Consider the following 23,846-nt stretch of genomic DNA (forward strand, 5'->3'; position numbering starts at 1 on the left):
GCCAATGATTAAAAAATATAGAAAATTATTGCAAAATATTAGTCAATACTTAAAGTAATAGACTCGGAATATGAGGACATAAACATGGCTAACAACAAATTGGCAATTCAATAGGTATCAATACCGAGGGTAGTTACGTGGGATTGGGGAACTAAACCCATAGACACTTCAGTAAAAATAAAAGACAAAAAAGACGTTACCTTAAGTTGTCTGAAATTTTTAATACCCCACATTTGGTAAGAGTAAAAATATTATGGATCACTCTAATTTTTACACCCACTCATTCTATCACCTGTTTTTCAGGCACAAGTATAACTGCTGTTATTAATTTTTGCAACAATATATTGATAAAATTTGCAAAGTTCAGACTTGCAAGTGCAGGGGTCAATCCAGTTCAGCCAAGTGCCAAACCCTGAGAGTCCTAGGTATGGGGGAACGCCTGGGGCAAGGGTCTGACTGGTTGTGTTTGAGGAATTCTAAATTATGCAACGCCAAAGACAACCACTACACCACGCAATACTGCTTAGACCTTGTTACATATCTTTACACTTTGTTGAGTCTTAGTTGAGATTTTTTCTCATTAGATGCGCTAGACTGATTCCGGTGATTGTTGACATAAGCAATCAACAACAATCCCTCAATTGTCCAGACTATTTGTTTCTAGGAGGACTCTATGGCGATCGCCAGCGACCCCGTAGCCACGGTGAATACACCGCCTGCTAGCAGTGCAGGGCTACAAACCTACGGTCAAGCCAACGTCAAGTACGACTGGTGGGCCGGTAATTCACGCTTTGTTGGTCTTTCCGGCCTGTTTATTGCTGCCCATGTTGCTCAAGCCGCCCTGACGGTCTTCTGGGCAGGAGCTTTCACCCTTTATGAAATTTCTCAGTATCAACCCGATGTCCCCATGGGAGAACAAGGGCTGATTTTACTACCCCATCTTGCCACCCTTGGATTTGGGATTGGCGACGGCGGTCAAGTGGTTGACACCTATCCCTACTTTGTTATTGGTGCAGTTCACCTCATTGCTTCAGCCGTGTTGGCCGCTGGGGCTCTGTTTCATACCTTTCGTGCCCCTCAAGATCTCAGCACCGCCAAGGGTCGGGCACGACTCTTTCATTTTCGCTGGGATGATCCGAAACAATTGGGTCTCATCCTTGGGCACCACCTGCTCTTTTTGGGCTTGGGGGCGCTGTTACTGGTGCTTAAAGCCACCGTCTGGGGAGGGCTTTACGATGCCAACCTCCACGAAGTGCGCCTTGTAACTCAGCCCACCTTAGACCCATTTGTGATCTACGGTTATCAGACCCACTTTGCTAGCATCAATAATCTTGAAGACCTCGTCGGTGGGCATATTTACGTGGCAGTCCTCCTGATTGGGGGTGGTATTTGGCATATCGTTGTACCACCGCTGAACTGGGCACGGAAAGTCCTGATTTTCTCTGCTGAAGCCATCCTCTCCTACTCCTTGGGAGGAATTGCGCTGGCTGGTTTTGTTGCCGCCTACTTCTGCGCCGTCAATACCCTCGCTTATCCGGTGGAGTTCTATGGCCCACCCCTTGAAGTGAAATTAGGGATTGCGCCTTACTTTGCCGACACCATCCAACTCCCCCTCGGTCAACATACACCGCGGGCGTGGCTCGCCAATGCTCACTTTTTCCTCGCCTTTTTCTTCCTTCAAGGGCATTTATGGCATGCCCTGCGAGCCATGGGGTTTAACTTCAAGCAATTAGAAAATATTCTCAATCCAATTGCTGAGACTTAATCGCAATTAGTTCTTTATATCTCTTAGGCAGTCTCCCTCGATCCATGGCGATCGGGGGATTCCTAATGGATCAGGTTACTCTACTTCGAGATACGTTGCGTCCCCATTGAGCTTGGCATGGAGCAAGATTAAGCTGTGCTGCTGCCCTCCTCATTGCCCTATTGCGGATGAAGACTTCGCAACAGGCTTTAGCGGCAAGGCTAAAACTGATTCCCATTACAAACACTTGCAACCATTCTTCCGCTTGAGCTGTGAGTCAAACTAAGATTTTGCGTCACAAACGAGGCTAATGGGGACACTGGGTCGATATTGCGGTGTTAAGGTTCCCTAAATCTACCATTACTGATTATGCCAAACGCTGGTCAATTGAAACCTGATTCGGTATCTTCAAAACCCGTGGGTTCTGCCTAGAATCAGCTCATCTAACCGATGGAGAACAGCTGAGCAAACTCCTAGCATAACTCTCAGTCACCCTGTGCTGGATTATCTTCACCGGGGCACGGCGGCATGAGATGAAGCCATTGACAATCAAAACGCATAGGCGTAGAGCCAAGAGTATTTGCCGTTATGGCTTTGACCCACGAGTGTTGACCAACTTGAGCAATCTTTGCGAGATTGATTGGGTTTGCAGATCGATATCACTTTAGTAAGCCACAGGCCAACACGTCATTGGTGCAATGGACAAGGATTTGAGTTCTTTATATGCTCCTTGATTTTTTATACAAAAATACATTGTTCAGATCAAATAAAGATAAATTGGCATTGCATAATATAGATATGAATTAGCGGAGCTGCACCGGAAAACATTGTGCGATTCTAAATCCGTAGAGATGTTAAGATAGTGTATTGTTTTACCAATTTATTATTTGAAGTTTCAAAAAATAATTGTTAACTTTTGATTCATAGCTCCATTCATCAATGCCTAAATAATTAAGAAAAACCTAAATTAGTAGTCTTTAGTATAGTCAACTACAAAGAAAGCGTAAATTGCAGTTTACAATTCAACTATAAAATTACCAAAATTCACCTATAAAATTATCAATTAAAACCTGAGAACTTGTAGGTTCCGTTGATGTCTCAAAAAACAAGGTGTACGCTATGGTCAGCGTTTTAAGGCTGGGAATTGAGGAACTGTGGTTGCTACTTTTAGCCAATTTTGCCCTGCTATCGCCATGTGTTTACCTCATGCTGGGATGCGCCAATAAGCTAGGATAGTACTATGGAAAGTGATAAATTTTTTTTGTATCCCACATTTGATCTGAAGGACATGGTTAGCCGTCAAGGCTATGGATTCGACTGTCCAGCGGGCGCAGACCCTTACGAGCTAATGCGGCCAATTCTTGCGCGGCTACCTCTATTAATGATCTTTTACGGAAATGAAGGTCAAGTTCTTTCGATTAATCAAGAGGTAACAACCCATTTGGGGTGGGATATAGGAGATTTACTCTCACGCGATTTGTTGAGTCAGTGTTTCCCTGACCCCGAAACCCAACGCCAATTCCGCTACTGGATGCTCCATCCCCCCCTTGGTTGGCAAGAGATTCCCTGTCATTCTGCCTATGGCCAAGTATTAGAGATGATCTGGGCGTTTGTGCGTTTTCCCAATGGTGAGGGCTTGGTTTGTGGATATAACGTTACCGACGCAAAGCTCACCCAATCGGCACTGCTAGAAACCAGCGATCGCTATGCGTTGCTCACTCGGGGCATGAATGATGGCGTGTGGGACTGGAACCTCATCACCGATGAAACGTTCTACTCCTCACGCTGGAAAGCCCTGCTCGGGTATCAAGACCACGAAATTGGGAATCACATTGATGACTGGCTACGGCTTATCCACCCTCAGGATGCAGAGCGGGTGAAGTTAAATTTAACCTTACATGTGCGCGGCCAAACTCCACATTTCCACCAAGAGTTTCGCATTCAGCATCGCAATGGTTCCTATCGCTGGGCGTTGGCGCGGGGGTTAGTCTTGCGGGATGCCTACGGCAAAGCCTATCGGGTGGCTGGCTCGTTAACCGATTTAACGGAACATCGCTTAGCAGAGGCGCAGTTACTTCACGATGCCCTCCACGATTCCTTAACGGGGCTAGCAAACCGGACGTTGCTGTTTGATCGCATTGAGCAGGCAGTACGGCATGGTCGTCGCCGTCCTGACTATAAATTTGCCATTTTATTTATTGATATTGACCGCTTTAAGGTCATTAACGATAGTTTGGGGCACAGTTGTGGGGATGTCATTTTAATTGAACTTGGACAGCGCCTTCAGCGCATCGTGCGTCCGGATGATACAGTTGCCCGCATTGGTGGCGATGAATTTGTCATTTTGCTGGATGATATTAATGGCAATAACGATGCCTTGGGGGTGTGCGATCGCATTCATTGTGAACTGAACACTCCTTTTATCCTCAAAGAGGAACGGATTATGCTACGGGTCAGTATTGGGGTGGCCACCCGTACTCCCAACGTTGAAAAGGCCGAAAATTATTTGCGCAATGCCGATATTGCCATGTATCGTGCCAAGCTGGCGGGGGGAAGTTGCTACCAAGTTTTTAGTGAAGAGATGCATCTAATGGCGCGCGATCGCCTGTCGTTAGAGGTGGGACTGCAGCAAGCCCTAGAAAGAGACGAGTTTACACTACACTATCAGCCCATTTACTGTCTTAAGGATAATCATCTCTACGGCTTTGAAGCCTTGATTCGCTGGCAGCATCCCACCGAAGGGTTACTCAGCCCCGAGCGGTTTATCCCTTTGGCTGAAGAAACGAGCTTAATTGTACCGATTGGGGATTGGGTATTGTGGCGAGTCTGTCGTGATCTGCAACGCTGGCAAGAGCAGTATCCCCAACACTCTTTCTGTGTCAATGTGAATCTTTCCAATCGCCAACTCATGCATCCTAGCCTTGTAGAACAGGTGCTAGCGGCGCTTGAGCAGACCCAAGTGCCCCCTGAGTCTCTCCACCTAGAGATTACAGAAAGCGTGGGTATGGATAAACCTGAGCAGGTGCGGGACATTTTGCTCGCCCTCAAGGCTCATGGCCTCAAACTGAGCATGGATGATTTTGGCACGGGGTACTCGTCCCTCAGCTATCTCACTAACTTACCCATTGACAGTCTCAAGGTGGATCGTTCGTTTGTGAAGTTAATTACCGAGACCAACCAACAGCACTCGGTCATTGATGCGATTCTAAGTTTGGCGAAGGGGCTAGATTTGGAGGTGGTTGCCGAGGGGGTTGAGCATGCCTATCAGGTCATTCGCCTGCGGGAATTGGGGTGTGACTATGCCCAAGGCTATTACTTTTCACGGCCTCTAACGCGAGAGCAGGTGGATCAGCTGCTGGCTGAACGCTATCGTGTTTGAGCGCTACAGCGGCCACAAGCGTCACTAAGGCAGCAATGGCTAAAACCAAGGGATTGTTCAGCGATGTCTATCAACTAGATCCCACGAGCAATCGCTTCATGATTGAAATAATGGAGTGATTCTCGTCTTATCAAGGCATAGCAGGCACTGTCCGGAGCATTGCCAGATGAGATGGGTCTTCAAATTATTCTTCAGCCTCAGCGTACTTTGATAGTAATTTCCATGAGCAAAGAGGGAATCATGGGTTTAGATAGAGCATAGTAAAGCCACCCTAGAACAAGCCATGCAACTTTCTGTTAGTAGCATATCCTCTAAACTCCTTATGGCAATTCTATGCCTTGGCATTGCAAGCTGTGACGGATCTGGTTCGGAGGCGTCAGTTCCCAGCGCTGTTTTACGGGCATTCAATACAACCTACCCAAATGTATCTCCGAAATGGGAGCTAATGCCTTATGGGTATGAAGCGGTATTTGTTCAAGATGGACTGGAATATGAAGTGGAGTATTCGTCATCTGGAGAGTGGCTGGAGACGGAATATGAGGTTCAAGAAGTCCAATTTCCCCAAGCCGTATTGCAAACGGTGAGGCAGCAATATCCCAATTACACCATCACGAAGTATGAAATTGAGCTAACACCTCTAGGCACTTTCTATGAAGTAGAAGTGGAAGGGAATGGCCAAGAGATCGAGCTTTATTTTGATGAACAGGGGCGGCCAACTGCCAATTCCAATGAGGATGTATGAGAGACGCTTAAGCATCAATACTCCAGATTGTTATTGTGGGAGCGTATGACCCGTGCGTTTACCCCCAGCGGAACAGCGCCGCTCCCCACGTCAATCCTGCGCCAAAACCAGCTGTGGCAATAAGGTCGCCGCGTTCGATCTGCCGTTGCTGTAGGGGAGTGGTTAAGGCAATGGGAATGGAGGCCGCGGAGGTATTCCCGCACTGGCTGACATTGCTAATGACTTTGTGGGCGGGCACACCGAGGCGATCGGCAACGGCATCTAAAATGCGCTGATTGGCTTGGTGCAACACCAACCAGTCAATGTCGTCAGCACTGAGGTGGGCGCGGTGCAAGGCTTTTTCAATAACTTCCGGCACTTGGGTAACAGCAAAGCGATAGACTTCGCGACCATTCATGGCAATGGGGGCAAAGCTCCCTTGGGCGATCGCCACCGCATCACAGAGGGGCTGGGCGTTGCCCTGAAAGCTAAGGGTTAAATGCTCGTTGAGGCGACCATCACTGCGTAGCTCAAAACTCAGGAGCTGATCCACGTCACTGGCTTGTAGCACCATTGCCCCTGCTCCATCGCCAAAGAGAATGCAGGTGCGACGATCCTGCCAGTCCACCCAACGCGAGAGAATATCTGCCCCAATCACAATCGCATTGCGGTAAGTCCGGGTTTGTAGGTACTGAGCGGCAGTGACCAGCCCAAAGATAAACCCTGAACACGCAGCGGTGAGGTCAAAGGCCACGGCATTCGTAGCGCCAATGCGAGTTTGCACTAAACACGCCGTGCCAAACAGATCATCGGGGGTTGATGTGGCTAAAACCACTAAATCCACGGCGGTGGGGTCTAGGTTTGCCATAGCTAGGGCGGACATCGCCGCCTCGGCAGCCAAATCCACAAGGCGCTGATCCGGTGCAGCAATCAGCCGTTGCGTAATTCCGGTACGGGTGCGAATCCATTCGTCAGAGGTCTCCACCAAGGCACTGAGGTGCGCGTTTGTTAGGGTTTGGGTTGGGGTTGCGGCGCCTACCCCAGTAAATCGAACACCCACTAAGCGCGATCCTCAATGGTAACTGTGTGTTGGTAGCAGGCTTGAATCCGCTCTGAAACTCGATGATCCACCGCCTCTTTAGCAAGGCGAATTGCATTAAACATTGAAGGGGCTTGGGAGCTGCCATGGCTAATGATGCAGATGCCATCCACCCCTAGCAGCAGCCCCCCGCCATGCTCGGCATGATCAATCCGCTGCTTAATTTGCCGCAAATTAGGGCGCAGCAGCGCCGTCCCCAGTTGTCCCCGCCAGCCTCGGGGCAGTTCCTCCCGCAGAATTTGCACCAGTACCCCCCCAAGGGACTCGGCAAATTTCAGCAACACATTTCCCACAAAGCCATCACAAACCACCACATCAAACTGACCAGACATGATGTCGCGGCCTTCGGCATTCCCTAAAAAGGAAATCTGGTCATTTTGGCGCAGCAGTTGGTGCGCTCTGAGGGCAACATCATTCCCTTTGCAGTCTTCTTCACCAATATTCAGCAGACCGACCTTGGGGTCATCAACATCCAGCACATACTTGCTATAGATGGAACCCATCACCGCAAACTGCTCTAGATATTTGGGGCGGCAGTCCACATTGGCACCAACGTCTAGCACCAAGACTGACTTACCGGCAATCAGAGTAGGTAGCACAGCACCAATGGCGGGGCGATCGATACCGGGGAGTCGTCCTAGCCGCAGCAGCGCCGCTGCCATCGCTGCCCCCGAGTGACCCGCTGAAACCACCGCATCTGCACGGCCTGATTTCACTAAGTCCATCGCCACGTTAATCGAGGCATTGGGTTTGCGCTTGAGGGCCACTAAGGGTTCTTCGTCCATATCCACCACATCCGTGGCCGCCACGATTTGGGGCTTGGCGCTGGGGGCGTGCTGATCGAGGTAATTCTGGATTTGAGTAGGGTCACCGACAAGAAAAATATCGGCATCTAATTCTTCACTAGCTCTGAGGGCACCGGCAACGATCTCATCGGGGGCATAGTCACCCCCCATGGCATCCACAGCAATCCGTGCACGAGTCATTGGCTGAACTCTTACGACAAAATCCTTCAGAATTTTAGCAGATGAACTGCCTTGCTACTCTATTACGGATCCCCGAAAGTGATGCAAAATCAGGCATAAAAACCAAGGTTCGTCCCTCGGCCACTGTGAACATAGGCCAATTGCTCATACTTTTGGGCATGGCTAATCAGCTCCGCTGCCTCTGTTTCACTGATCTCTCGCACTACTTTGGCGGGAACACCGACCACCAGCGATCGCGGCGGCACATCTTTACTGACGACGGCCCCCGCACCTACAATACTGCCGCTGCCCACTCGCACGCCGTTGAGCACCACTGCCCCAATGCCGATCAGGCAGCCCGATTCAATGGTGGCACCGTGAATCACCGCCCGATGCCCTACCGTTACATAGTCTCCTAAAATTGTGGGTTGCCCCGGATCTCCGTGGAGGATGGCACCATCCTGAAGGTTGGTGTGCTCACCTACCTCGATATATTCCACATCCCCCCGCACAACTGCCCCATACCAGAGGCTACAGCCTGCCCCTAGGCGGACATCGCCAACGAGGGTGGCATTGGGGGCAATAAAGGCGGCGCGATCGCCCACCACTGGCGGCCAAAAGGAACTGGGTGCAGAGATAGCCATAATATCCCTCGGAAAACTGTTTTAGCGGTGCAATTGTTTATTGCCCAAAGGTCAGCGCTCGCCCCCGCACAGCGGTATTGACCTTACCTTGGCGAAACACAATTTCGCCGTTGACAAAGGTAACAACCGGCCAACCCGTGAGGGACCACCCCTCAAAGGGACTCCAACCGCACTTTGTCAGCAACTCCTCCCGCAGCACAGGACGATAGGTCTGCAAATCCACTAACACCAGATCGGCATCGTACCCAGGCACGATCTGGCCTTTGCGGGGAATTTGGTAAGCGGCGGCGGGGGCGGTTGCCATCCAGCGCACCACTTGGGGAACACTGCAGCGCCCAGCCATGGCTTGGGTGAGCATCAGCGGCAGTGAGGTTTCCACCCCCGGCATACCGGAGGGGCTTTGGGGGTAGGGCTGGGCTTTTTCCGTGAGGGTATGGGGGGCATGATCCGTCGCAATAAAGTCAATCACACCATCAAGCAACCCCTGCCAAAGCTTCTGGTTGTCTAGTTCTGTGCGCAAGGGGGGGTTCATTTGGGCAAGGGAGCCAATGGTCTCGTAGGCAGCGGTCGTCAGCAGGAGGTGCTGGGGCGTTACTTCCGTCGTTACCCACGGGGGTTTATTCTCCCGCAGAAAATCCACTTCAATCCCCGTTGACAGGTGGAGAATGTGCAGACGACGCTGGTACTTGCGCGATAGCTTAACGGCCAACTGGGTGGCGTTGAGGGCGGCAATATCGTCTTGGATTTGCGAGTGAACCGCCACATCAGTGATGCCAGCAAACTCTTGACGGCGTGCCTGAATGCGGCCTTGATCCTCGGCATGAACCGCAATGAGGCGATCGCCCTCGCTAAAGATGCGATCCAAAATCGGCTCTTCATCCACCAAGAGGGGGCCGTGCATTGACCCCATGAAAATCTTAATGCCGCAGACCGGCTTCACGCTGTTGAGAACAGCAAGATTGTCTTTGGTGGCACCAATAAAAAAACCATAGTTGACGACTGACTTGGCCGCCGCCCGCGCTAACTTATCGTCTAAGCTGGTCTGGTCAATCGTGAGTGGACGGGTATTCGGCATCTCCAGAAACGAGGTGACCCCCCCCTTCGCACAGGCACAACTGGCCGTAAACAAATCCTCTTTGTGCTCAAGACCCGGTTCACGAAAATGCACCTGTGGGTCAATGACGCCCGGTAGGAGGGTTAACCCCGTCGCATCAATCACCGTATCCTCGGCGGTAACCGTGACCCTATCCGCCACCTCCACGATGCGATCGCCCTCTAGGCGCACCTCTTGTTGACGCAGTTCCCCCTCAGGGGTACAGATGACGGCATGTTGGATTGCGATCGCCACGGTGTGTTTTTGTCCTCATTGACCTTTCCTCAATCCTAGTGGAATCTCAGCAGCGACCGCTAGAGGCAGCAAACTATAAAAATCAGTAATACTTATGGTGATAAAAATTTGCCGCAGATCTATCTTCGCAACGGAAATAAAACCCTTATACTGAAGAGCGTGTCTGTAGGTAGGGTGCGGCTCATCGCTATGGAATCCGGTATTGACTTACAGGGGCAGTTTATTACTGCTCTTGAAACCTTGGGGCTCAATCACGATCTGGCCAAACTACTCTGGCTCCCCTTGCCAATGCTCATTATGCTTGTGGTGGCCACCGTGGGGGTATTAGTCGCGGTCTGGCTAGAGCGGAAAATTTCAGCCGCAGTGCAGCAGCGCATTGGGCCGGAATACATTGGGCCGTTGGGGATTTTAGCCCCTCTGGCGGATGGTCTAAAACTTCTATTTAAGGAAGATATTTTACCCGCTAACAGTGACCCGTGGCTGTTCACCCTTGGGCCAGCGGTGGTAGTGATTCCCGTCTTTTTGTCCTATATCATTGTCCCCTTTGGCCAAAACCTGCTGATCTCCAATTTGGCGATGGGGGTGTTCCTCTGGATTGCCCTCTCCAGCATTGCCCCGATTGGCTTACTGATGTCTGGCTACGCCTCCAACAATAAGTATTCACTGCTGGGGGGGCTACGGGCAGCAGCGCAGTCCATTAGCTATGAAATCCCCCTCGCCCTAGCGGTACTGGCGGTTGCCATGATGTCCAACGGCTTGGGTACCCTTGAAATTGTCCAGCAGCAGTCCGAGTATGGCATTCTCAGTTGGAATGTTTGGCGGCAGCCGATTGGCTTTCTCATTTTTTGGATTGCCGCCTTGGCAGAGTGCGAGCGCTTACCGTTTGACTTGCCAGAAGCGGAAGAAGAGCTAGTAGCCGGGTATCAAACCGAGTATCCGGGGATGAAGTTTGCTCTGTTTTACCTCGGAGCCTACGTCAATCTGGTGCTGTCCGCCCTACTGGTCAGTGTCCTGTACTTTGGCGGTTGGGACTTCCCCATTCCACTGCACTTTATTGCCGATGCCCTTGGCGTGCCGGAAACAAACCCCTTTCTTCAGATTGCCTTTGCGGTTCTCGGTATTACAATGACCCTCGTGAAAGCTTATTTCTTCATCTTTCTGGCCATTCTCCTGCGCTGGACGGTGCCCCGGGTTCGCATTGACCAACTCTTGGATTTGGGATGGAAATTCCTCTTGCCCGTTGGCCTTGTCAACCTTTTGCTCACCGCTGGCCTCAAGTTAGCCTTTCCCGTCGCCTTTGGCGGTTAGTCGTTTACCTTCTGCGATGAGGTACAACCATGAAATTCCTCAACAAAATTAGCAACTACGCCAAAGAAGCCGTACAGTCAGCCAAATACATTGGTCAGGGATTATCGGTCACCTTTGACCATATGCGCCGCCGACCAGTGACTGTGCAGTATCCCTACGAAAAGCTCATTCCGTCAGAGCGCTTCCGAGGACGCATTCACTTTGAGTTTGACAAGTGTATTGCCTGCGAAGTGTGTGTGCGGGTGTGCCCTATTAACCTGCCTGTGGTGGATTGGGTCTTTAACAAGGAAATTAAAAAGAAAGAACTCAAGCACTACAGTATTGACTTTGGGGTATGTATCTTCTGTGCGAACTGTGTTGAATACTGCCCCACAAACTGCCTATCGGTTACGGAAGAGTACGAACTGGCCACCTACGATCGCCACGAGTTGAACTACGACAGTGTGGCCATGGGGCGGATTCCCTATAAAGTCACTGATGACCCAATGGTGACCCCAATCCGTGAATTTGCCTACTTACCTGCGGGTGTGCTCTCGGGGCACGATCTGCCCGCAGGTGCACAGCGGGCGAGCGAGACAGCGATCGCCGCTGCCAATGAATCAACTGAGAACTAGGAGCCGCTGCTGTGGACTTAGCCACCCTGACCCAAACAATAACCTTCTTTGCCCTCTCTGGTGCGGTGATTGTAGCCGCTTTGGGGGTTGTTCTCCTATCGAATGTTGTTTATTCTGCGTTTTTGCTCGCTGGTGTGTTCATCAGCATTTCCGGCTTATACATTCTCATGAACGCCGATTTTGTGTCGGCGGCGCAGATTTTAATTTACGTTGGCGCCGTGAATGTTCTGATTTTGTTTGCGATCATGCTAGTGAACAAGCGGGAAGAGTACACACCCGTAGCCGGGCGATGGCTGCGGCAGGGGGGAGCAGCAGTTGTGGCTCTAGGGGTCTTTGCGCTGTTAACTAAGACGATTTTGCAAACCCCCTGGCAAATTAGCGACTTGCCCCCCACCAGTGACAGCATTACAACCATTGGCCAGCACTTCTTCAGCGACTTCTTGCTGCCCTTTGAGCTAGCGTCGGTGTTGCTCTTGATGGCGTTAATTGGTGCAGTTGTGCTGGCACGGCGCGAGTTGGTGCTAGAGCCAGAGCCGATCTTTGGGGAAGAGGTCGTCCCCCCCTTGGAATTGCCGGAACGCCCTCGGGAACCAGTAGCTCTGTCTGAAAAGTAAGGGATTTAGTATGCAGTTAACCTATATCTTAATTTTGGCAGCACTCCTCTTTTGTATTGGTATCTACGGTCTGGTCACCAGCCGTAATGCCGTACGGGTGCTGATGTCGATTGAACTGTTGCTCAATGCTGTTAACCTGAACCTCATCGGCTTTGCCAACTATCTTGATGGCCAGCAAATTAGGGGTCAAGTGTTTGCAATCTTTGTGATTACCGTGGCGGCAGCGGAGGCAGCGGTAGGCTTGGCCATTATTTTGGCTATCTATCGCAACCGCGACACCGTCGATATGGAGAAGTTTAATCTCCTGAAATGGTAGTTGGGGAACTGTTGCATAACCTGCTGCGTCTATAACGAAAAACAGTTATCGATTGAAGGGCAGTAACCTATGACGGCGCGTCAACAGCTTGGAAAGTCTGTCACCTACTTGTCATTAATGGCACTGGGTGCAGCAGCAACAATGTTTGCGACTCAGTTTATGCCCTTGGGAACGTCTCTAGAGTCTCCCACCCTTGCCCAGCTACCAGCCCCGCTGCCGGCGGGAAACGATATTAACTTTATTKCCCGCGCGGTCGAGCAGGTGGGGCCAGCGGTGGTGCGAATTGATGCGTCGCGCACAGTGCAAAGCAGTGTCCCCCCCATATTTAATGATCCCTTTTTTCAAGAGTTTTTTGGGCCAATGATGCCACCGCGATCGCGCGAAGAGCGAGGTCTAGGGTCTGGTTTTATTATCAGTAGCGATGGGGTAATCCTCACCAATGCCCACGTCATTGACGGTGCTAACCGTGTCCGCGTCACCCTCAAGGATGGCCGCACCTACGACGGGCAAGTAATTGGCCAAGATCGCCTGACGGATGTGGCGGTGGTCAAGGTGAATGCCACCAATCTCCCCGTGGTGCGTTTGGGAAATTCTGATACTCTGCGCCCGGGAGAGTGGGCGATCGCCATTGGCAATCCCTTGGGGCTAGATAACACGGTTACCGCAGGGATTATCAGTGCCACGGGGCGTTCTAGCGGCGATGTGGGAGTGCCCGACAAGCGGGTTGGCTTTATCCAAACCGATGCGGCCATTAACCCCGGCAACTCCGGTGGGCCGCTCCTCAACCAGCGCGGGGAAGTCATTGGCATCAACACCGCTATTATTGGGGGTGCTCAGGGCTTAGGGTTTGCCATTCCCATCGCAACTGCCCAGCGCATTGCCAACCAACTCATTGCCAATGGGCGCGTGGATCATCCCTTCTTGGGCATTCGTATGACGAACTTAACCCCAGAGGTGCAGCAACGGCTGAACACAACCCCCAACAGTCCGGTGCGGGTTCAGGAAAGCTCAGGGGTGTTAATTTTTCAGGTGTTGCCCAACTCCCCAGCGGCTCGCTCTGGCCTGCAAGCGGGGGATGTGATTAAGCGTATTAACGGCCAGACGATTGCCAAGGCGGATCAAGTGCAGCAAATGGTGGAAAACACCGGCATTGGTCGCACGATGGATATGGAAATTCGCCGCCGTGGCCAAACCTTGACGGTGTCTGTGCAACCTGCTCCTCTGCCGGCTCAAGCTAGTCGCTAGGGTGCTCACAGCGGTTTTGCTAATTCCGACGGGAATTGGTGCAGCCATTGGTGGCTATGCCGGAGATGCGATTCCGGTGGTTCGCGCCATGGCTCAGGTGTGCGATCGCCTGATTACCCATCCCAACGTGCTCAACGGCGCCATGCTGTACTGGCCGTTGGCCAATGTTTGGTACGTTGAGGGCTATGCCTTAGATCAGTTTGCAGCGGGGGAGTGGGGGTTGCGATCGCCGCGCCCCAACCGCATTGGTTTAGTTTTGGATGCTGCCCTAGAGCCAGATCTAAAACTCCGCCATCTTCAAGCAGCGGCAGCCTGCCAAGCGACCCTAGGCTTAACCCTGACAGAGAGCATCACTACCGATAGACCGCTGGGGGTCTGCTTACAAACCGCTGCGTCAGGCGCTACGTGGGGAACCCTCCAAGAACCTGGGAGCCTGCTGCAGGCGGCGGAACGCCTAGTCCAAGAGGCCAACGCCGAGGCGATCGCCATTGTCAGCCGTTTTCCTGACGATCTGGGTAGTGCTGCCCTCCACAACTACCGCAGCGGCCATGGGGTCGATCCCCTCGCAGGGGCAGAAGCCGTCATCAGCCATTTGGTCGTACAACACCTACAGGTGCCTGCCGCCCATGCCCCAGCACTACAACCCTTGCCCCTAGATGACAGTGTTCATCCCCGCGCCCTTGCCGAAGAAATTGGCTATACCTTTTTGCCCTCTGTTCTCGTTGGACTCAGCCGTGCCCCCCGCTATACCCTTCAGCCTGAGGCTGATACGCTATGGCAAACTGCCGTTGATGCGGTGATTTCGCCAGCCACTGCCCTCGGTGGCCGCGGCCTGCTCGCCTTGGCACGGCAGGGCACCCCGATTCTCAGCATTGCCAATAATACAACCACATTGGCGGTCACTGCAGAGGGCTTGGGTCTGGACACCATTCCCTGCCAGTCCTACGCCGAAGCCATTGGCTTCCTCGCGGCCTTAAAAGCAGGGGTTAACTGGCAGACCTTACTCAATCAAATCTCAATCAAATCTAAGGGGCAGCAGCCAAATTCCTAAGCCGCTCAATGGCCTCATCCAACAGTGCCAGCCCCCCTGCCACGGTTTCAATGCGGCAGAGTTGACTCCGCAGTTCTGCCGCCGCCGCAAACCCCTTGGCATACCATGTCAAATGCTTACGGGCTTGGCGAATCCCCCGCTCGCCGTTGTACTCCCACAGGGCAATAAGGTGATCTCGGGCGCATTGGAGTCGCTCGATCACTGTAGGGGCGGGCCGCTGTTGGCCAGTTTTCAAAAAATGATCAATTTCCCCCACCAAGAAGGGATACCCCATCGTCCCCCGGGAGCACATCACCCCGTCGGCACCGGTTTGCTCAAGGCACTGTACCGCTGCCTCTACCGAGAAAATATCACCATTGGCAATGACCGGAATTCGCAGATGCTGTTTAACGCGGCCAATCCACTCCCAGCGCGCAGCACCATTGAAGCCTTGGGCACGGGTACGGGCATGAATGGTGATCATGGCGGCTCCTGCATCTTCCATAGCCTTGGCAAAGTCAAGAATGTTAATCTCCTGATCACTCCAGCCTAGGCGGGTTTTCACCGTCACCGGCACGGAAACTGCCGCCGATACGGTGCGCACGATCGCCGCTGCGGTGGGAACATCTCGCAACAGGGAGGAACCTCCGCCATTCTTTGTAATTTTATTGACTGGACAGCCCATGTTGATGTCCACGGTGTCTGCCCCTTCCGCCACCGCCTTGATGGCTGCTTCCGCCAAAAAATCGGGGCGACAGTCAAACAGTTGAATACTGATGGGGTGCTCGTTGGCATCCACTTCCATGATGCGGGGCAGCGTTTTCAGGTAGTGCAGGCCAGAGGCACTCACCATTTCGGTGTACATCATTGAGTCTGGCGCATACCGCCGCACCAACCGCCGAAACACTAAATCGGTAACCCCAGCAAGGGGAGACTGAAATACACGACTGTTGAGGGTAACCGTGCCAATTTGTAGGGGGGTTGCCAACCGTGACCTTAGCTCTGGAGAGAGTGCCAGCATGAGCAGTGCAATGAACGGTGCTCTGGAACTTCGGATCTCTATTGTCCGCCAAGGAGTTCCGGTTCGGCAATGCTGCTTTGGCGTACCCCTTGGACAATGTACCAGTTCAAAAACACACTACAGCACTGTAGCGCCAGTTCGGAGTATCCCCGCTCGATCAGCCACTGCAAGAAGGGTGCCATCGTTTTTTCGTTTAGCTGCCCCCACAAGGACAAGATCCCCCAAAGCCACCAATGGAAAACCGTGCGTTGCACCATCAGTCGCACGGCAAAGGTGGGATGCTTTTTATAAAAAAGGGCACCGGTTTTTCCGCGCTGAATGGCTTTGCTGACCAAGTAGGGCAATTGCTCTAGGGTAAAGGGCGGATGAACATGGTAACCGATGGCTTGGGGGGCTTTAGCTAAGCGAACACCAATATTTTTGAGCCGCAGCCCAAGTTCTAGATCATGCCACCCATACCCTTTGAAGTCTGTGTCAAAGAGGCCGACCTCGAACAGCAGGTGCTTGGCGATCGCCACATTTTTGGTATCAAAGAATGCCGCTGAAAAATCGGTGATTTTAGCTGGGGTGCGGGTTGGGTCTTCTAGGTTACAGGTTTCAATGCAGTGGCCGTAGGTAAATACTTTGTCGTCGCCGTACTGAGTGTAGGCGCGGTGTAGTGCTTCGGCATGGCCTTGGAGAAAGTGGGGCGTGGCAATGAGGTCACTATCAACAAAAAGGATAATGTCTCCCGTTGCCTTTTCGACCCCAAGGTTACGGGCAGCGGCCGGGCCTGTATTCTCTTTCGTGAACCAGCGCACATGGGGCAAGTCTTTTTGGTTGGCCTCTAGCCACGAAAGGGTGTCATCTGTTGAGCCATCATCGACGACAATAATTTCATAGCCCTCTAGCAGTTCAGTATTGTAAGTTTGCTGCTCAAGAGCTTGTAGTGCCTTGGCCAACAGCGATCGCCGATTGTAGGTAGGAATAACAACACTAAAAAACATTCTGATTGCTGAACGGGTTCCCAACACTAATTATCCTAGGTCAGCTCCAACAGTGGGGCAGTAACGGTCAGCATAAGCACCGCCAGTAGTGCGCCTGTGGTGGTATTAATACCATTCACTACCTCGTTACTCAGCCAAGTATAACGCTCTTGGAGGGTTGCCCCAACGACGCTTTCCACAAGATTCGCAAGAAAGGCCGCCAATATGCAGATCGGCACCGCGATCGCCGCCATTAATCCCAGCTCCCACCCCAGCCCAGCAATGAGCGCCGCCCCTAGGAATCCCGCCAGCGTTCCCTCTAGACTGACAGCCCCCTCTGTCCCCCGCGGCACGGGTTGCAGGGTTGTAATCAAAAACGTCCGCTGACCGTAGGCTTTCCCCACTTCACTGGCACAGGTATCGAAGAGTTTAGTACTAAAGCTGGCAACAAAGGCCACGAGTAATAAGTCGTGCCCCTTTGGCAGTAGCGGGATCAACAGGGCACACACTGCCCCCGTCAAGGCTGACCCCCACACATTCTCTGGTCCCCGGGCACCCTGCCGTTTTTCAGCAATGCCCGCCGCTTGTTTTTGCGCCATGCCAACCCGCGTCACCGCTGAACCCACTAAAAAGTAAACTATAACCACCAGATACCCTCGCCAGCCAAGGGTGCCCCAGATCAGCACCCCCAGTAGCCATGCATGAAGCAGTCCGGCAAGGGTGAGCAAGGTTTGGCGGCTCAAGAGGCCAAGGCCCGCTAAGGCTGTGTTGAGGAGAATTCCCACCAGCCACGGCGGTGTGGCCACCATAATATCCAGTAGTTGATTCACCGTGGTGTGCAATGCTTCGAGCTTCAGCCAGTCCTTATCATACCCTGCGGCTGCAAGAGTGCCACAATAGCAAGGGGGCGCAGGGTATGGGAGGTATCGATCTGCCACGGTGTTGTTTGGGAGGTTATACAGCGTGTCCCCACTCTCGACGTTGAATGGATCGGATGCCACCTCGGCAACGGTGCTGCTGCGGGTGTCTGGCTTGCGTTGCGCAGGCTGTGTGCGCTCCCTAGAGCGACAGTTAGAGCAGTTGCCCGGAGTCACTGCGGCGGCGGTCAATTTAGTGACGGGCACGGCCATTGTTACCTACGGGTCAAGCCTGACAAGTCCAGACGCAATTGTTCAGCACATCAATCAGGGGACGTTTCAAGCCGCACTGGTGGCACCGAATGCACCGCTGCAACTGCCACCCCCTTCAGACGGTAAACCTCTCGCCGCCTTGGCGATTGGGCTGTTGATTCTCTCTAGCCTCGGCCATGGTATTCACCTGTTGCCCGGCCACTGGCCGATGTTGGAAACGATGGTGTGGCATTGGGGGTTGGCTACCCTAGCGTTGCTGCTGCCAGGGCGCGATATTGTCCGAGAAGGGATCAAGGGGCTGTGGCACGGTCGCCCGAATATGAATACCCTTGTGGCCTTGGGGGCGTTGGCTGCCTATGGTACGAGTACGGTGGCGTGGCTATGGCCGCAATTGGGGTGGGACTGTTTTTTTGATGAGCCGGTGATGATCTTGGGGTTTATCCTCTTGGGGCGCACCCTAGAGCAGGGGGTGCGGCAACGGGCGCAGCAGGGATTGCGATCGCTTCTGGCATTGCAGCCCCTTGAAGCCACATGGCTGCCCAGTTTAGAGTGCCGGAAACCGTGGCCCATTCCAGTCAGCCAAATTCAGGTGGGAGACTGGCTCTGGGTGGCCGCAGGGGACACCTTTCCTGCGGATGGCACAATTGTGGCGGGCGAAACCTTAGTGGATGAGTCCATGCTCACCGGGGAAGCCACACCTGTCCTCAAGGGACTAGGCGCAACAGTTTTGGCGGGCAGTCGTAATCAAGCTGCCGCCGTGACGATTCGGGTCGAGCGGTGTGGGCAAGCCGCCTTTCTTGGTCAAATTTTAGAGTTGGTACTACAGGCTCAAAACCGCAAGGCTCCTGTCCAGAGAGTGGCCGATAGGGTTGCGGGCTATTTTGGCTATGGGGTTTTGGCCTTGGCTGCTGCTACAGGGCTGTTTTGGTGGGCGATCGCGCCCCATTTTTGGCCAAATCTCACAACACCACTGTTACCCTTGAAACTGGCCTTGAGTGTGTTAGTCATTGCCTGTCCTTGCGCCTTGGGGTTAGCCACCCCCATTGCCCTCTTGGTGGGCACCAGTCGCGCGGCGGCCAACGGTGTGGTTATCCGGGGGGGCGATGTCCTTGAGCGTAGCCAACACCTGACCACCATTGTCTTCGATAAAACGGGCACCCTAACCAGCGGTCAACTCGAGCTAGAGGCTGTGACCCGCTACGGTTCCCTTGAGGAAGAGGAGGTGCTCACGGTGCTTGCTAGCCTAGAGCAAGAGAGTTCCCATCCCCTTGCCCGTGCCATTCAGCGCGCCCATGGTTGCGCTGAGCTACTAGCCGTAACCGATCTCACCACTGAGTTGGGGCTAGGGGTCTGCGGTTGGATTGGCGAGCACTACTACCAAGCCGGGCGCTTAGCATGGCTCGAGCGCCAAGGAATTGACTGCCGTAATGCCCACCCAAGCACAACCCACGTTGCCTTAGCCTGCGATCGCCAGTTGGTTGCTGTGTGCACCTTTCGCGATCGCCTGCGCAGCGATGCCATCGAAACCGTAAAAGCCCTAAAAAACCAAGGTTTCGCCGTGCACGTCCTGACAGGGGATACCGCACATGCCACCCAGCCGTTACTGGCCCCCTTGAACCTGCCAGCAGATGCCATTCACACCGATCTGCAACCCCATGAGAAGTTAGCCTTAATTGAGGCATGGCAAGCAGCGGGAGAAACCGTTGCCATGGTGGGGGATGGCCTGAATGATGCCCCTGCCCTCACCACCGCCGCCGTTGGCATTAGCTTAGCCAGTGGCACAGAGGTCGCCATTGACGCAGCGGATGTGATTCTTGTCCGTAACCAGCTTGGCGATCTCCTAAAGGTGTTGTCCCTGAGCCATGCCACCTTTGCTAAAATTCAACAAAATTTGCTCTGGGCGGTAGCCTACAATCTGGTGGGGTTACCCGTTGCAGCTGGTGCCTTGCTCCCCTTGTGGGGGCTGAGCTTGACACCAGCGGTGGCAGCCGCTTGCATGGCGTTTAGTTCCATTGCGGTTGTTGTCAACTCACTTTGGGGTGTCAATGCCTTTACTCATTCATATTCTTATAGGTCGCTACTGCGGACGGTGAAATCTGATTCAAGTATCGGAAAATCCAATACTTAAAGACAGTATCGAGCATAACCGGAAAAGTGGCAATGAACATATTGATAAAATCCTCATTACGGGGAAAGCCAAAATGTTCAAGAGTGTTATTCACTAAAACCTCCCAGCCATGGGGGGAGTGAAAACCGACAAAAACATCAGTAAATAAAATAATCACAAAGGCTTTGGCACTATCACTCAGACCATAGACAACCTCATCTAAAAAGGCTTTAACAATAGCCAGTTGCCGCTGTCCTGTAAACACCAGCGTTAAGAACACTGAAAAACCCAGCGCATCGGACAGAATATTTTTTAGGGGTTCAATAAGTTCTTTTTGGTACTCTGTCGATAGCTCAATGGCTTTCTCCCGAATACGAGCCTGAATCTCTGCGGATGAAACCGCTACATTACCAACAAGACTTTCAAAACGAATCTTGTTTTCAAATCGTGCTAGTTCATCAAGAATATTATCTTCAAGTTGAGAGTTAATAATGCGCTCAATTTGCCCCACTGCCTTAAAGTGATTCACGAGGGGGCTAACAATTAGTGCTTTAGAAATTTGCTGTGTCAGCAAGGGCAAAATGATGAGAAGTAATAGAAATCGAACAGCTAAGCGAGTTCGTAATTTTGACGTGCGAAAATCCCGCACAACTTCGGTTTCAGTGGTTTCATCAGAGTTGAGTTCACGACGAAAACGATCGGCGGTTCGTAAAATTGAGCGGGGAATAAAGCTACTGCTGTCAAGCTTAGAGTCGTCGGTTAAATCATCATTAATATATTCCGATAAATACAGTGAATCATCCTCGACACGATCTAGCGCTGCCGATCGCTGTCGTTGGTCAGGGTCTTGGTGACTAAGGCTGGGACGGGCAAGGGCATTCAGTTCTCGTTCCCGCTGTCGGCGATAGCGGTTAAGAGTGGCATCAATCACTCGTAGTTTTTCATAGACGGTTGGTTCTGGGGTATCCTCGCTGGCGGTGGCTGTAACCGTGTAGGTTGCTGCTGAACCATTGCGCTCTACACCAGAAACTGGGCGACGCTCAGGGCTGGGGGACAGGGGCAAAAACTGACGGCTGGCGCGGAATTCTGTCATCCGCATCCGAATGGTTTTCAAACGTTGTTTTAGCTCTGTTTCAAAGTAGTTGGAGACTTCCCCAAGGGGCAAATTGAGCGGACTAATGGGTTGCCCATCGAAGTGTTCGAGCTCAATTTTACGAATGCTGAGAGCAGCCTCGTAGGCTTCTTGCAGTGCCCGCTCCGGAGTTGTTAGGTACCACTGTTCTGCACGCTTAATCCATTGTCCAAGGCGGGCAAGGGGGTTACTGGACATTGTTCCTCTCGGCAGTTGTTCAACACGCCATGTACAAAGCTATGCAAAAGCTATGTAGTAGGATCGTACCAACTTAATTTTAGTGAGTGTCGTCTTACGTGTTGCGGTGGATTAGTGGCGGCAGCCGCAGTGGTAAAACCCACACCCTCGTTGGCTACATTGCCGAATGGCTACAGGCGCAGCAGATCCCAGAGCAGCCAAAATGTCCGCCCTACATTTCCTGTGAGCGATCGCTCCTGCTGTTAGCCGATACTGGCGAAGGACGAGACCATCTCAGCACCCAAATTGAGCGCAAACTCGGTGCCGGTTACTTTCCCTATATCACGACACCGCTTGGCTTTATGCAGGATGAGGTGATGCTGTTTTGGCCCCTGTTAGTCAAGCTCAACGCAGTGGCAGCCCGTCCACCCCTACGGTTGGCAACGGAACTGGAACTTCTTTGGGCGAAGGCACTGTGGCACTCAGACTTAGAGCAAAACACCTTTGCCGCACTCAGTAACAATCGCGATCGCGCCGTGCGCCATTTGCTGGATATTTTCCAGTTAGCGGCCTTTGCGGGTATGGATCTGCCAGAGATTTCCACCGTCATGGCCGATCACGGGGTGGCCGTTGCCCCAGAAACGATGGCGGCCATTGTGGCGGTGCTGAGTCGGTGGCGACATTGGTGTACCCAACATAGCCTGCTGACCTATGGCATCATCGCGGATTTATTTGGCCGGGTACTCCTGCGGCAGCAAGACTATCAACTTTCGCTGCGGCGGCGGTTTCGTGGCATTGTGGCCGATAACATCCACAACTACCCTGCCCTTGTTGCTGATCTATTGGGGCTGCTGGCCAGTGGCATTCCTCCTGAGATCCCTGTCCCGCCAGATATTCCCAGACAGGCGGTCACCATGGTTCTGAGCCACCAACCCACTGGTGGAGTGCGCCTAGGGCTTGGGGCGGATCCCGATGCGTTTTTGGCCTTGAAGGCAAGGGCGACGGTGGAGGAACTGCCGCCCCCCCAGCAAACAATCCTCGGTGTTGGCGACCCTAGGATTCGTGTTGCCGAACTCCTGACAACCCCACAGCCACAGTTGCCGCCGCAAATTGTAACGCTGCAAACCACCTCCCGCATGCAGTTACTCAGCCAAATCTGCGCGACAGTGACCCAGGCAGTGCGCAGCCAGCAGGTCATGCCGCAGGAGATTGCCATCCTTGGTCCGGGGATCGATACCATTGCCCGCTATGTCCTCACCACGGAGCTAGGCCAGCAGGGGATTCCCGTCGTTGTTCTCAACGATCAACGGCCGTTAATTCAATCACCCTACGTGCGTGCCCTCTTAACAGTGCTGATGTTGGTCTATCCGGGGATCAGTCTGGAGTGCTCAGCGGGAGCGATCGCCGAACTATTGGAGGTGTTCCACGCCAAAAACCATGAGATTGATGCGGTGCGGGCAGGTCTGTTAGCCGCCCATTGTTTGCAGCCACGCCCCCTCAAACTCTTAGCCGCTAGCCACTATAGTCGCTGGGATCGCTTGGGGCATCGAGCCAGCACTGCCTACGAAACCTTTCGCACGTGGCTCAGTAGCCTACCGACAACCCAGCCCCCCACAGCTGTGATGGATGCCGCCATTCAGCGCTACCTCTGGCCACAAAATTTACCGGCAACCGAATTGGCTGCCCTACGGTCACTCCTAGAGAGCGCCGCGGACTACTGGCAGGTCTGCGAGCACCTGCATACCCTGACCCCCCCTGAGCAGCGGCTGGAGGAATGGATTCGCCTGCTGCGACGGGGCACCGTAACGGCTGATCCGCCCCCCTTGCACCCCCCACCCCAAGGGGTTCTATTGGCAACGACATTTCAGTATCGCAGCACACAGCAAGCCCATCGTTGGCATTTTTGGCTAGACGCTAGCAGCCCTCGCTGGCAAGATGGTGGCCTGCAAACCCTGTGGCAAGCCCCTATCTTTCTACGTCAAGGCACCGCCAGTCCCAGTGCCTTGGTATGGCAGTCTGAATCAGAGCGATTGCAGCAGCTACTGGTTGATCTGTGCTCGCGGGTGGGCGATCGCCTCTACCTGTGCCATAGTGACCTTGCAGCCAACGGCAAAGAACAGGACGGTCCACTGCTGGCATTCGTCGATTTGGCGGCAGGTTCCATGGATGGGAGTATGATAGATACAGCCAATTCCCAACTCGGCAAGCCGAAACAGCAATAGCCGCCGGACGTTACGTGCGCTTGCTGATAGGGTGCTGTAACGCCATCGGGCAAACCAACTAGGGA

At 52.9% G+C, this 23,846-nt stretch carries 19 protein-coding genes and 1 pseudogene; 12 read left to right on the plus strand and 8 right to left on the minus strand.

Annotation, left to right across the window (positions count from 1 at the left end; all coding sequences use genetic code 11):
- Positions 1-673: 673 nt before the first annotated feature.
- The 4 genes and pseudogenes from L5220_RS05600 to L5220_RS05615 all read left to right on the plus strand — a co-directional run bounded on the left by L5220_RS05600 (position 674) and on the right by L5220_RS05615 (position 5,865).
- A complete protein-coding gene (locus L5220_RS05600; RefSeq protein WP_099799322.1) occupies positions 674-1,765 on the plus strand; it encodes a chlorophyll a/b binding light-harvesting protein in 1,092 nt (363 codons plus the stop codon).
- 338 nt (positions 1,766-2,103) lie between these two features.
- Positions 2,104-2,343, plus strand: a pseudogene (locus L5220_RS05605) (IS4 family transposase); the annotation flags it as partial.
- A gap of 641 nt (positions 2,344-2,984) precedes the next feature.
- Complete coding sequence (locus L5220_RS05610; protein ID WP_499572226.1) at positions 2,985-5,123, plus strand: putative bifunctional diguanylate cyclase/phosphodiesterase; 2,139 nt, start codon at positions 2,985-2,987, stop codon at positions 5,121-5,123.
- 283 nt (positions 5,124-5,406) lie between these two features.
- Complete coding sequence (locus tag L5220_RS05615) at positions 5,407-5,865, plus strand: PepSY-like domain-containing protein (protein WP_499572228.1); 459 nt, start codon at positions 5,407-5,409, stop codon at positions 5,863-5,865.
- A gap of 58 nt (positions 5,866-5,923) precedes the next feature.
- Here the strand turns inward: L5220_RS05615 and L5220_RS05620 are convergent, their stop codons facing one another.
- The 4 genes from L5220_RS05620 to L5220_RS05635 all read right to left on the minus strand — a co-directional run bounded on the left by L5220_RS05620 (position 5,924) and on the right by L5220_RS05635 (position 9,900).
- Positions 5,924-6,904, minus strand: a complete 981-nt coding sequence (locus L5220_RS05620) for a beta-ketoacyl-ACP synthase III (RefSeq protein ID WP_499572230.1) — start codon at positions 6,902-6,904, stop codon at positions 5,924-5,926.
- Positions 6,904-7,929, minus strand: coding sequence for a phosphate acyltransferase PlsX (gene plsX, locus L5220_RS05625; protein WP_448527674.1), 1,026 nt, complete (start codon positions 7,927-7,929; stop codon positions 6,904-6,906). The genes L5220_RS05620 and plsX overlap by 1 nt, the downstream gene beginning before the upstream one ends.
- Before the next feature lie 89 nt (positions 7,930-8,018).
- Positions 8,019-8,552 (minus strand): gamma carbonic anhydrase family protein, encoded by a 534-nt coding sequence (locus tag L5220_RS05630; RefSeq protein ID WP_499572232.1) that lies wholly within the window; start codon positions 8,550-8,552, stop codon positions 8,019-8,021.
- A 37-nt stretch (positions 8,553-8,589) separates the two neighbouring features.
- Positions 8,590-9,900 (minus strand): dihydroorotase, encoded by a 1,311-nt coding sequence (locus L5220_RS05635; protein ID WP_499572234.1) that lies wholly within the window; start codon positions 9,898-9,900, stop codon positions 8,590-8,592.
- A 189-nt stretch (positions 9,901-10,089) separates the two neighbouring features.
- Here L5220_RS05635 and nuoH point away from each other — a divergent pair, with 189 nt between their 5' ends.
- The 6 genes from nuoH to L5220_RS05665 all read left to right on the plus strand — a co-directional run bounded on the left by nuoH (position 10,090) and on the right by L5220_RS05665 (position 15,048).
- Complete coding sequence (gene nuoH / locus L5220_RS05640; protein WP_448513911.1) at positions 10,090-11,208, plus strand: NADH-quinone oxidoreductase subunit NuoH; 1,119 nt, start codon at positions 10,090-10,092, stop codon at positions 11,206-11,208.
- Positions 11,209-11,237: 29 nt separating this feature from the next.
- Positions 11,238-11,822, plus strand: a complete 585-nt coding sequence (gene ndhI, locus L5220_RS05645) for an NAD(P)H-quinone oxidoreductase subunit I (protein WP_099799316.1) — start codon at positions 11,238-11,240, stop codon at positions 11,820-11,822.
- A gap of 11 nt (positions 11,823-11,833) precedes the next feature.
- On the plus strand, positions 11,834-12,436 hold the full coding sequence (locus L5220_RS05650; protein WP_099799315.1) for an NADH-quinone oxidoreductase subunit J: 603 nt from the start codon (positions 11,834-11,836) through the stop codon (positions 12,434-12,436).
- Positions 12,437-12,446: 10 nt separating this feature from the next.
- Complete coding sequence (gene nuoK, locus L5220_RS05655) at positions 12,447-12,752, plus strand: NADH-quinone oxidoreductase subunit NuoK (RefSeq protein ID WP_499572236.1); 306 nt, start codon at positions 12,447-12,449, stop codon at positions 12,750-12,752.
- A 117-nt stretch (positions 12,753-12,869) separates the two neighbouring features.
- Positions 12,870-13,997 carry an HhoA/HhoB/HtrA family serine endopeptidase gene (locus L5220_RS05660; protein WP_499572289.1) on the plus strand — a complete coding sequence of 376 codons (1,128 nt, stop codon included), beginning with the start codon at positions 12,870-12,872 and terminating at the stop codon, positions 13,995-13,997.
- A gap of 1 nt (position 13,998) precedes the next feature.
- Positions 13,999-15,048 (plus strand): DUF3326 domain-containing protein, encoded by a 1,050-nt coding sequence (locus L5220_RS05665; RefSeq protein ID WP_499572238.1) that lies wholly within the window; start codon positions 13,999-14,001, stop codon positions 15,046-15,048.
- Here the strand turns inward: L5220_RS05665 and dusB are convergent.
- The 3 genes from dusB to L5220_RS05680 are packed head-to-tail and all read right to left on the minus strand — an operon-like array spanning position 15,023 to position 17,822.
- Positions 15,023-16,048, minus strand: a complete 1,026-nt coding sequence (gene dusB, locus L5220_RS05670; RefSeq protein ID WP_448527667.1) for a tRNA dihydrouridine synthase DusB — start codon at positions 16,046-16,048, stop codon at positions 15,023-15,025. The genes L5220_RS05665 and dusB overlap by 26 nt on opposite strands.
- Before the next feature lie 38 nt (positions 16,049-16,086).
- The gene (locus L5220_RS05675) at positions 16,087-17,034 is read right to left on the minus strand and encodes a glycosyltransferase family 2 protein (protein WP_499572240.1); all 948 of its coding nucleotides are present in this window, start codon (positions 17,032-17,034) and stop codon (positions 16,087-16,089) included.
- A gap of 35 nt (positions 17,035-17,069) precedes the next feature.
- Positions 17,070-17,822 carry a TIGR00297 family protein gene (locus L5220_RS05680; RefSeq protein WP_499572291.1) on the minus strand — a complete coding sequence of 251 codons (753 nt, stop codon included), beginning with the start codon at positions 17,820-17,822 and terminating at the stop codon, positions 17,070-17,072.
- Between the two features lie 154 nt (positions 17,823-17,976).
- On the opposite strand from L5220_RS05680, the gene L5220_RS05685 reads away from it, so the two are divergent.
- Positions 17,977-20,271, plus strand: a complete 2,295-nt coding sequence (locus L5220_RS05685; RefSeq protein WP_499572242.1) for a heavy metal translocating P-type ATPase — start codon at positions 17,977-17,979, stop codon at positions 20,269-20,271.
- Here the strand turns inward: L5220_RS05685 and pxcA are convergent.
- Complete coding sequence (gene pxcA / locus L5220_RS05690; RefSeq protein ID WP_448513916.1) at positions 20,195-21,580, minus strand: proton extrusion protein PcxA; 1,386 nt, start codon at positions 21,578-21,580, stop codon at positions 20,195-20,197. The genes L5220_RS05685 and pxcA overlap by 77 nt on opposite strands.
- Positions 21,581-21,678: 98 nt before the next feature.
- Here pxcA and L5220_RS05695 point away from each other — a divergent pair, with 98 nt between their 5' ends.
- The gene (locus tag L5220_RS05695) at positions 21,679-23,781 is read left to right on the plus strand and encodes a hypothetical protein (RefSeq protein ID WP_499572244.1); all 2,103 of its coding nucleotides are present in this window, start codon (positions 21,679-21,681) and stop codon (positions 23,779-23,781) included.
- The last annotated feature ends 65 nt before the right edge of the window (positions 23,782-23,846 follow it).

This window comes from Synechococcus sp. PCC 6716 (assembly GCF_022570815.1).
GTDB classification, from domain to species: Bacteria; Cyanobacteriota; Cyanobacteriia; order Thermosynechococcales; family Thermosynechococcaceae; genus Thermosynechococcus; species Thermosynechococcus lividus.